This window comes from Methyloceanibacter sp. (assembly GCF_041573655.1).
In the GTDB taxonomy this organism is placed as follows: domain Bacteria; phylum Pseudomonadota; class Alphaproteobacteria; order Rhizobiales; family Methyloligellaceae; genus Methyloceanibacter.
Genome location: NZ_JBFFQD010000065.1, coordinates 1 through 8,811 on the forward strand (window position 1 = coordinate 1; position 8,811 = coordinate 8,811).

7 protein-coding genes and 1 pseudogene are annotated in these 8,811 nt (G+C 63.7%); 6 read left to right on the forward strand and 2 right to left on the reverse strand.

The window, feature by feature from the left end:
* The 6 genes and pseudogenes from ABY454_RS11310 to ABY454_RS11335 form a co-directional block, all read left to right on the forward strand.
* Positions 1-532: pseudogene (locus tag ABY454_RS11310) on the forward strand (methylenetetrahydrofolate dehydrogenase); the annotation flags it as partial.
* Positions 533-534: 2 nt separating this feature from the next.
* Positions 535-1,167 carry a methenyltetrahydrofolate cyclohydrolase gene (fchA, locus tag ABY454_RS11315; protein WP_372930751.1) on the forward strand — a complete coding sequence of 211 codons (633 nt, stop codon included), beginning with the start codon at positions 535-537 and terminating at the stop codon, positions 1,165-1,167.
* Between the two features lie 63 nt (positions 1,168-1,230).
* Positions 1,231-2,409, forward strand: coding sequence for a malate--CoA ligase subunit beta (locus ABY454_RS11320; RefSeq protein ID WP_372930752.1), 1,179 nt, complete (start codon positions 1,231-1,233; stop codon positions 2,407-2,409).
* Positions 2,410-2,435: 26 nt separating this feature from the next.
* Entirely contained in the window at positions 2,436-3,320 is an 885-nt protein-coding gene (gene sucD / locus ABY454_RS11325; protein WP_372930753.1) for a succinate--CoA ligase subunit alpha, read from the forward strand.
* 209 nt (positions 3,321-3,529) lie between these two features.
* Positions 3,530-6,292, forward strand: coding sequence for a phosphoenolpyruvate carboxylase (locus tag ABY454_RS11330; RefSeq protein ID WP_372930760.1), 2,763 nt, complete (start codon positions 3,530-3,532; stop codon positions 6,290-6,292).
* An 18-nt stretch (positions 6,293-6,310) separates the two neighbouring features.
* Positions 6,311-7,282 carry a CoA ester lyase gene (locus ABY454_RS11335; protein WP_372930755.1) on the forward strand — a complete coding sequence of 324 codons (972 nt, stop codon included), beginning with the start codon at positions 6,311-6,313 and terminating at the stop codon, positions 7,280-7,282.
* Between the two features lie 104 nt (positions 7,283-7,386).
* On the opposite strand, the gene ABY454_RS11340 is transcribed toward ABY454_RS11335, so the two are convergent.
* A complete protein-coding gene (locus tag ABY454_RS11340; protein WP_372930757.1) occupies positions 7,387-7,563 on the reverse strand; it encodes a hypothetical protein in 177 nt (58 codons plus the stop codon).
* 144 nt (positions 7,564-7,707) lie between these two features.
* Positions 7,708-8,505 (reverse strand): hypothetical protein, encoded by a 798-nt coding sequence (locus ABY454_RS11345; RefSeq protein ID WP_372930759.1) that lies wholly within the window; start codon positions 8,503-8,505, stop codon positions 7,708-7,710.
* Positions 8,506-8,811 lie beyond the last annotated feature (306 nt).

An 8,811-nucleotide genomic window follows, 5' to 3' on the forward strand; every position in this document is an offset into this window, starting at 1 on the left:
CGCCAAGGGACGCTCGCTCAAGGGCAAGAAGGCGCTGGTGCTCGCGGGCACCGGGCCTGTCGGCATGCGCGCCGCCGGTTTCCTCGGCATGGAAGGCGCGGACGTGACAATCACCTCGCGCACCAAGGATCGTGCTGAGGCTGCTGCTAAAGTCATCGAGAAGCGCTTCGGCATCAAGGTCGAAGGCGCAGCCGGTGCCACGGACGAGGAACGCGCCGAAGCAGCCAAGGACGCCAATGTTATCTTCGCGGCTGGCGCCATCGGCATCCAGCTCCTGCCGGAGTCGGCTTGGAAGGACAATTCCAATGTCGAGCTTCTGGCCGACGTGAATGCCCAGCCGCCGCTTGGCGTCGAGGGTATCAAGGCCACCGACAAGGGCGCGGAGTATGGTGACAAAATCGCCTTTGGTGCGCTCGGCATTGGCGGGCTGAAGCTGAAACTTCATCGTGCTTGCATCGCCAAGATGTTCGAAAGCGCCGAGGCGGCATTCGACGCCGAGGAGATCTACGCGCTGGCAAAAGAGATGGCTTAGGCATGACCCAGATCAAAGACACGGCGATCGAGCCCTTCCTTGATGCGCTCGCTTCGAGTGCGGCGACCCCCGGAGGCGGGAGCGCGGCCGCGATTCTCGGCGGCATGGGCGCTGCGCTTGTCAGTATGGTCTGTAACCTGACCATCGGCAAAAAGAAGTACGCCGATGTGGAAGGGGACATGAAGGACTTGCTGGCCAAGGCCGAAGATTTACGTCACCGGCTGACCGGCATGATCCAAGAGGACGTGAGGGCGTTCGACACGGTGATGGGTGCGTACGGGATGCCGAAGGAAACCGACGCCGACAAAGCCGCGCGCGACGCGGCGATCCAGGATGCGCTGAAGCAAGCGACGGAGGTTCCGATCCGCTGCTGCCGCCTGGCGCGAGAGGTTATCGACCTGGCGTTGACGGCCTCCGAGAAGGGCAACCTGAACGTGATTTCTGACGCGGGCGTCGGTGTCCTGTCCGCGAATGCTGCACTGCGAAGCGCGGCGCTCAATGTCTACATCAACGTGAAAATGATCTCGGACAAGAGCTTTACCGACGGTAAGCTGAGCGAACTGGAGAACCTTCTCGCCGGCGCTGAGGCCACGACCGAGAAGGCTTATGACATCGTCAAAGGCAAAGTGAGCTGATGCCTTAGGGCGCGGCTCGTCAACGAAAAGAGCCCGCCGAAGACTTACGAAGGGAGAAACGACGTGGACGTTCACGAGTATCAAGCAAAAGAGCTTCTGGGCAGCTTCGGCGTGCCGGTGCCGAAGGGTGCCGTAGCCTTCAGCCCCGACCAGGCCGTCTATGCGGCGACCGAGCTTGGCGGTTGGAGTTGGGCCGTGAAGGCGCAAATCCATGCTGGTGCGCGCGGCAAGGCCGGCGGCATCAAGATTTGCAAGACCTACCACGAAGTGCGCGAGGCGGCGCAGGAGCTGCTCGGCAAGCGTCTGGTAACGATCCAGACCGGCCCCGAGGGCAAGCCCGTGCAGCGTGTCTATATCGAGGCGGCCGAGCCCTTTGAGCGGGAGCTTTATCTTGGCTACGTGCTCGACCGTAAGGCGGAGCGCATCCGCGTGATCGCCTCGCAGCAGGGCGGTATGGAGATCGAAGAGATCGCCAAAAACGACCCGGACGCCATTCTTCAGGTCATTGTCGAGCCGGCCGTTGGCCTTCAGTCCTTCCAGGCGCGCGAACTGGCCTTCCAGCTTGGTCTTTCCATCAAGCAGGCGCAGAGCTGCGTGTCGACGATCATGAACGCCTATCGCGCATTCCGCGATTGCGACGCTCAGATGCTGGAGATCAACCCGCTGGTCGTGGCCAAGGACGATCGCGTGCTGGCGCTCGACGCCAAGATGTCGTTTGACGACAACGCGCTGTTCCGCCGCCACAACGTCGCCGACATGTACGACCCGGCGCAACAGGACCCGCGCGAGGCGCAAGCCGCTGAGCACAACCTCAACTATATTGGTCTCGACGGCGACATCGGCTGCATCGTGAACGGTGCGGGCCTCGCCATGGCGACCATGGACATGATCAAGCACGCTGGCGGCGAGCCGGCCAACTTCCTCGATGTGGGCGGCGGCGCGTCGCCGGACCGTATCGAGACGGCGATGAAGCTCGTCCTGTCCGACGAGAACGTCAAAGCCGTGCTGGTCAACATCTTCGCCGGTATCAATCGCTGCGACTGGGTGGCGAAAGGCGTGGTTCAGGCCTGCGAGAACCTCGAAGTCAAGGTTCCGCTCGTCGTCCGGCTTGCCGGCACCAATGTTGAAGAGGGCCGCAAGATCCTGTCCGAAAGCGGGCTGAAGCTGATCACCGCCGACACTCTGGCCGAGGCTGCCGAAAAGGCGGTCGCAGCATGCCAGGGCAAGCTCCAGGCGGCGTAAGTCAAGATCATCGGAGAGACAACGTAATGAGCATTCTGATTGACGAAAAAACCCCGGTGATCGTCCAGGGCATGACCGGCGACAAGGGCACCTTCCACGCGAAGGAGATGATTGAGTACGGCACCAATGTCGTCGGCGGCGTGACGCCCGGCAAAGGCGGCGGCCGTCATCTGGACCGCCCGCTGTTCAACACCGTGAAGGAAGCCGTCAAGGCAACGGGGGCCGAGGCCTCCATCACTTTCGTGGCGCCGGCCTTCTGCTCCGACGCCATCATGGAGTGCGCCGACGCCGGCATTCAGCTCGTCTGCTCCATCACGGACGGCATTCCGGCGCAGGACATGATGCGCGTGAAGCGCTACATGATGCGCTATCCCAAGAACCGCCGCACCACGATGGTCGGCCCCAACTGCGCAGGCATCATCAGCCCCGGCAAGGCCATGCTCGGCATCATGCCCGGCCACATCTATCTGCAAGGCAAGGTCGGCGTGATCTCCCGTTCGGGCACGCTTGGCTACGAAGCCGCCGCGCAGATGAAGGCGCACGGGATTGGCATCTCGACCTCCGTCGGTATCGGCGGCGATCCGATCAATGGCTCCTCCTTCCTGGATCACCTCGGGCTGTTCGAGGAAGACCCAGAGACCGAAGCCGTGCTGATGATCGGCGAGATCGGCGGGCCGCAGGAAGCTGAGGCCTCCGCCTGGATCAAGGACAACATGAAAAAGCCTGTCGTTGGCTTCGTCGCTGGCCTCACCGCACCCAAGGGGCGGCGCATGGGCCACGCTGGCGCAATCATCTCAGCGGCTGGCGACAGTGCCGCAGAGAAGGCCGAGATCATGCGCGCGTGCGGCCTGACCGTCGCGCCCAACCCGAGCGAGTTCGGCTCGACCGTGGCGAGTGTCGTCGGGGCTTAAGTGAGGGGCCGGATCGTAGGTCGGCAACAACGTCGATCGAAGGTCCGGCACTTTCCTAAGTTTCTGAGGGTGAGGTGGTGCATAAAGGCGCCACCGCACGCCTTGGCGGAGCGGCGCTCAGGGGACGTGGTTGCCGCGGCGACGCGTTCGCCCGGACGGAACGGAACCTATCGAGACCAATCGACGAGATCGGAGTGCTGCGTTTGCCGATGAACGAGGAGTCCCAGCCAAATCCCGAGATCGACGCCGGTGCGACTGCGCTCATCAGTGGCACATCGGTTAGGGGTTCGGCGGAAATCCTCTTTGGCCTCCTCATGGAGGTCGTGCGCCGGCATCAGCCCGAGATCGAGGACGTATTCGAGGGCCGCGCGAACATCTCCCAGTTTTCGCCGGAGATGATGGGCCGCGCGCTGCAGGCCCAGGGCATCTGGTTCCAGCTTCTATCCATCGCCGAACAGAACGCCGCCATGCGCCGCCGCCGGTACATCGAGCGGACGCGCGGGCGCGACAAGCTTCGCGGTACGTTCGACCATGTGCTGGCCGAAGCGGCCACGGACGGCATCGCGCCGAAAGAGATTGAGAATCTGCTGCGCTCCTTGCGCATCCGCCCCGTAATTACGGCGCATCCAACGGAGTCGAAGCGCGTCACGGTGTTGGAGAAGTACCGCAAGGTCTATCTCCTGCTGCGCGAGCTGGAGTCGGCGCGGTGGACGGAGCGGGAGCGCGAAACGATCCTCGCCGATATCCGCGATCAGATCGAGCTGGTGTGGATGACCGGCGAGCTGCATCTGGAAAAGCCGACCGTCGAGCACGAGGTGCTGCGCGGTCTCTACTTCTTCGACGAGACGCTGTACGAGCGCGCGCCGGAGATGTTGGAGATGCTGGACGGCGCGCTCCAGCGGCATTACCCGGACGAGCGTTTCGACTTGCCGCCCTTCTTCCAGTTCGGCTCGTGGATCGGTGGCGACCGTGACGGCAATCCGCACGTCACGACGAGCGTCACGGGGTGGGCCTTGCGCCAAAACGCGACGGCGGCGCTGCGTTATTACCACGGTCGCATCGTCGATCTGGCGCGCGCACTGTCCATCACCGAGCGCGCGCTTCCCGTGCCGGAGAGATTCCAAGACGAGCTGGCCCATGTGCTGAAGATGAGCGGCGAGGCCGAGGCTATTGCGCAACGCAATCCCGGCGAGCCCTATCGTCAGTTTCTGACCTGCGTTTTGCGCAAGCTTGATGCAACGATGACGCGCGCCGAAGGCAGCGAGCTGGAACTTGGCGCGCCGCATTACGGCAACGCCGACGAGCTGATTCACGAATTAATGCAGGTGGAGCGGGCGCTTGCTGAGGCGAATAGCCCTTCGCTCGCCGCCGACTTGGTGCGGCCCGTGCGCCGGGCCGTCGAGCTGTTCCGCTTTTCCACGGTGCGGCTCGATCTGCGCGAGAACACCACGCGCACGACTGAGACTCTAGAGGCTCTCTGGTGGGCCAGCGCCGGTCACTCCGATGGCGAGCCGCCGGAGCTCGGCAGCCGCGAGTGGCGCACTTGGCTGCTCCGCGCACTGGCGCGGCCGCTCACCACCGAGCACATCATCGGTGGCCTGCCGAGCGAGGCCAGGGAGCTGATCGACATGTTCGCCCAGGCCGCCGAAGTCAGGCGCGGGCTGGACCGCGACGCGTTCGGCTCCTTCATTCTCTCCATGACGCGCTCGGTCGACGACATTCTCGGTGCGTATCTTCTGGCCAAGGAAGGCGGCTTGTTCCTCGACGCGGCGGGCACGGAGATTTGCGCCATGCCGATCGTGCCGCTGTTCGAAACCATCGACGACCTTCGCGCGGCGCCCGCCATCATGCGCGAGGCGCTCGCCATTCCGCTGATCCGGCGTTCGACCCATTGGCAGGGCGGCTTGCAAGAAGTGATGATCGGCTATTCGGATTCCAACAAGGACGGCGGCTTCGTCGCCTCCAACTGGGAGCTGACCAAGGCGCAGACCAATTTGACGCGCGTCGGCGAGGAGGCGGGCACGGCCATCGCCTTCTTCCATGGCCGTGGCGGATCGGTATCGCGGGGCGGTGCGCCCACGGGCCGTGCCATCGCCGCGCAGCCCGCCGGTTCGATCCGCGGCCGCTTCCGCGTGACCGAGCAGGGCGAGGTGGTGTCCCACAAATACGCCAACAAGGGCACGTCGCTCTATCAGATGGAGCTGCTCGCCTCGAGCGTGCTGGAGCATGCCTTGAAGTCCGAGCGCGAAGCGGCCTTGCGGCCAAGCGCCGAGTTCGACGATGCGCTGGAGGCGTTGGCCGGTGCATCGCGCGCCGCCTATACGGGCCTCATCACGCATCCGGATCTCGTCACCTATTTCCAGGCGGCGAGCCCGCTGGAAGAGATCTCGCTACTCAATATCGGCTCGCGGCCCGCGCGGCGCTTCGGCGCCAGCTCGCTGAAGGACTTGCGGGCAATCCCGTGGGTGTTCGCCTGGGCCCAGAACCGGCACATCATCACTGGCTGGTATGGGGTGGGCAGCGCCCTTCAGACCTTCATGGAGGTCCGCGGGGCTCAAGGCGAGGCGCTCCTGGCCAAGATGTTCGCCGACTCCCGGCTGTTCCGCCTGATCATCGATGAGGTGGAGAAGGTGCTGGCCCTGGTGGACATGGAAATTGCTAAGGATTACGCGGGCTTAGTCGATGACGAGGGGGTCCGGGCGACCGTCCTTGCGATGATCGAGAAGGAGCTTGCACTGACCACCGAGATGGTGCTGAAAGTGTCCGGAAGCGCCTTCCCCGCGGAGCGCTTCCCCCAATTCCGCGCCTCTTTGGCCGAGAGGCTTCCCACCGTCAATCAGGTGAACCGGGAGCAGGTCGAGCTGCTCCGCCGTTTCAGAGCGAGCGAGAACGAGCACGACCGCGAAACTTTCAAATCCGCATTACTGCTTTCCATCAACACCGTTGCCGCCGGTCTCGGCGCCACAGGTTAAACCAGGAGGGACTATTCAATGAGCTTTACCCTGATTCAGCAGGCGACGCCGCGCCTGCACCGTTCGGAGCTGGCGGTGCCCGGGTCCAACCCGTCGCTGTTCGAGAAGGCGGCCACCAGCGCCGCCGACGTCATCTTCCTCGACCTTGAGGACGCCGTGGCGCCCGACGACAAGGAGCAGGCCCGCAAAAACATCATCCAGGGCCTGAACGACATCGACTGGGGCAACAAGACCATGATGATCCGCATCAATGGTCTCGACACCCACTTTGCCTATCGCGACGTGATCGACGTGCTGGAGAACTGCCCGCGCCTCGACATGATCCTGATCCCCAAGGTCGGCGTGCCGGAGGACGTCTATGCCATCGACATGCTCATCACGCAGGTCGAGCAATATAAGAAGTACGAGAAGAAGCTTGGCCTGGAGCTGCTCATCGAGACGGCGCTTGGCATGGCCAATGTGGAAGCCATCGCGCAGGCGAGCCCGCGCGTGGAGGCCATGAGCTTCGGCGTTGCCGACTATGCGGCGTCCACCCGCGCGCGCACCGTCGGCATTGGCGGCCCGCACCCGGACCACGGCGTGCTGACCGACGCCGACGAGAGCGGCAAGCGCGACTATCACTGGGGCGATCCTTGGCACTATGCGCTGAGCCGCATGATGGTAGCCTGCCGCGCCTACGGCCTTCGTCCGATCGACGGTCCGTTCGGCGACTTCTCCGATCCGGACGGCTACAAGGCCGCGGCGAAGCGCGGCGCCGTTCTCGGCTTTGAGGGCAAATGGGCCATCCACCCCTCGCAGATCCCGCTCGCCAATGAGGTGTTCTCGCCGTCCGAGGCCGAGGTCACCAAGGCCCAGCGCATCGTCGAGGCCATGGAGCAGGCAGCAAAAGAAGGCAAGGGCGCCGTGTCTTTGGACGGCCGCCTGATCGACATCGCTTCGATCCGCCAGGCCCAGGCGCTGCTGGACAAGGCCAAGCAGATCACTGGCTAGTCAGGGCAAGCAGCCTGCGCTGCGATGAAGATCAATAGGATTAAGAGAAACGGCTGGGGTTCGTCCCGGCCGTTTTTTGTATCTCAAATACGTGGATCGCGGGTTCAGGCGCGCGCGGTGTGCTTGGTGTCCGCGTCCTTGGTCTCGGTGGCCGGCTCGTCGCCGTTCAAGCCGACGCCGATCTCGTCGTCGGCCTGCGTCAGCGTGGCGTTGGGCAGAAAACTCAGGCCATAGACCAGCCCTGCAAGAACCACACTGGTCAAAAGCGATAACACTGACATGCCGATACTCCATCCCTCTACTGAGAGAGACTGTGCCAGGGGACCTGGGCGCCGTCTCGACCGAAACCCGGCAATTTCTCGGCAAGATCGGAAAATGCCGCCGCATATCCGCCGCAAGCCTTGAGGTTTTGTGAAGACGAGTCTTCAGTTCGGCGCTCCCGCCGGTACCTCGGCCGGCGGCGGCGCCACCTTCTTGGGCAGGACCACCTCCAAGGGCGCCGTGCTGATACGGCCCGGCTCGCGATACGGGTCGCTGGAGGCATAGATGATCACGCCGGTAACGCCGGTGGCGAAATAGAACAGGCACGCGAAGACGATATTCAGCGGTCGCGGTTCGAACACGCCAAACAAAAAGGCGAGGAAGCAGAAACACACAATGAAGAAGACCCAGAAGGGCGGCGTGACCAGACTCTCGCGCGAGCCGATGATCTTGCGGCCGCGCAGGTCGATCAGCTTGCTGCACGATCGCTGAAACTCGACCTTGGTCCAGCGGATTTGGGCGTTGTCGCTGTCGTCCAGCGCCATGCCCCGGCAAATCTCAAAGAGCAGATGACTGGTGACGCGCCGCGCTTCGGACGGGCCGCCCGGCCCGGAGAGCTCCTTCACCGAGCGTGTCGCGAAGTCGTCCAGGTTCTGCTGGATCTTTCCGCGGTTATCGAGCGTCGGCGCCTCGGCGGCGAGGAACTTCAAGGTGCCGATCAGGCGCGCCTCTTCTTGCAGGTTGCGCTTGGCGTCCATCAGGTGGGAGGCGGAGGAGGCGAAGATCAGACCGACGGCAATACCGAAAATGGCCGAGACGCGTAGGCCAACGACGCCGGCCAGCTCTTTGGAGTCGTCGCGCTTGTGGCGCGAGAACAGGCCCCGGCCGATGAACTGCAGGCTGAGGCCGACAAGCGTGGCGACGATGCCGGTGATCAGCGCGAAGACGGGGAATCCGTTCATCTGGCGGGCGCAGCTCTCTCGCGCTCACGCACCGCGCCGGTCGTGTAACTCATTCCCCTGCTCCCTCAAAGTGTTACGCGCGTCCCGGCCGCGTTCCCATCCAATTCGGGGCCGGACTATAGCAGGGGTGCGCGGGATGAGGGGAGGGGGAGGGAACCCGAATGTCCGCTAATGACCCCAAGGGGACATAGCGGCGCGTTGAAAGCTGCTACGCCAAGAGCAGTCACTGTTGGTCAGGCCAACGCAGCGGTTTGGTAGTGAACGGCGCGCGAGCGACCTTCCGTTTCGTCAGTCCGCTCTGGCGCA

Excerpts from the sequence above, each read along its gene's own strand:
- fchA (WP_372930751.1), top strand. The coding sequence starts at position 535 with ATGACCCAGATCAAAGACACGGCGATCGAGCCCTTCCTTGATGCGCTC.
- sucD (WP_372930753.1), top strand. The coding sequence starts at position 2,436 with ATGAGCATTCTGATTGACGAAAAAACCCCGGTGATCGTCCAGGGCATG.
- ABY454_RS11330 (WP_372930760.1), top strand. The coding sequence starts at position 3,530 with ATGAACGAGGAGTCCCAGCCAAATCCCGAGATCGACGCCGGTGCGACT.
- ABY454_RS11335 (WP_372930755.1), top strand. The coding sequence starts at position 6,311 with ATGAGCTTTACCCTGATTCAGCAGGCGACGCCGCGCCTGCACCGTTCG.
- ABY454_RS11340 (WP_372930757.1), bottom strand. The coding sequence starts at position 7,563 with ATGTCAGTGTTATCGCTTTTGACCAGTGTGGTTCTTGCAGGGCTGGTC.
- ABY454_RS11345 (WP_372930759.1), bottom strand. The coding sequence starts at position 8,505 with ATGAACGGATTCCCCGTCTTCGCGCTGATCACCGGCATCGTCGCCACG.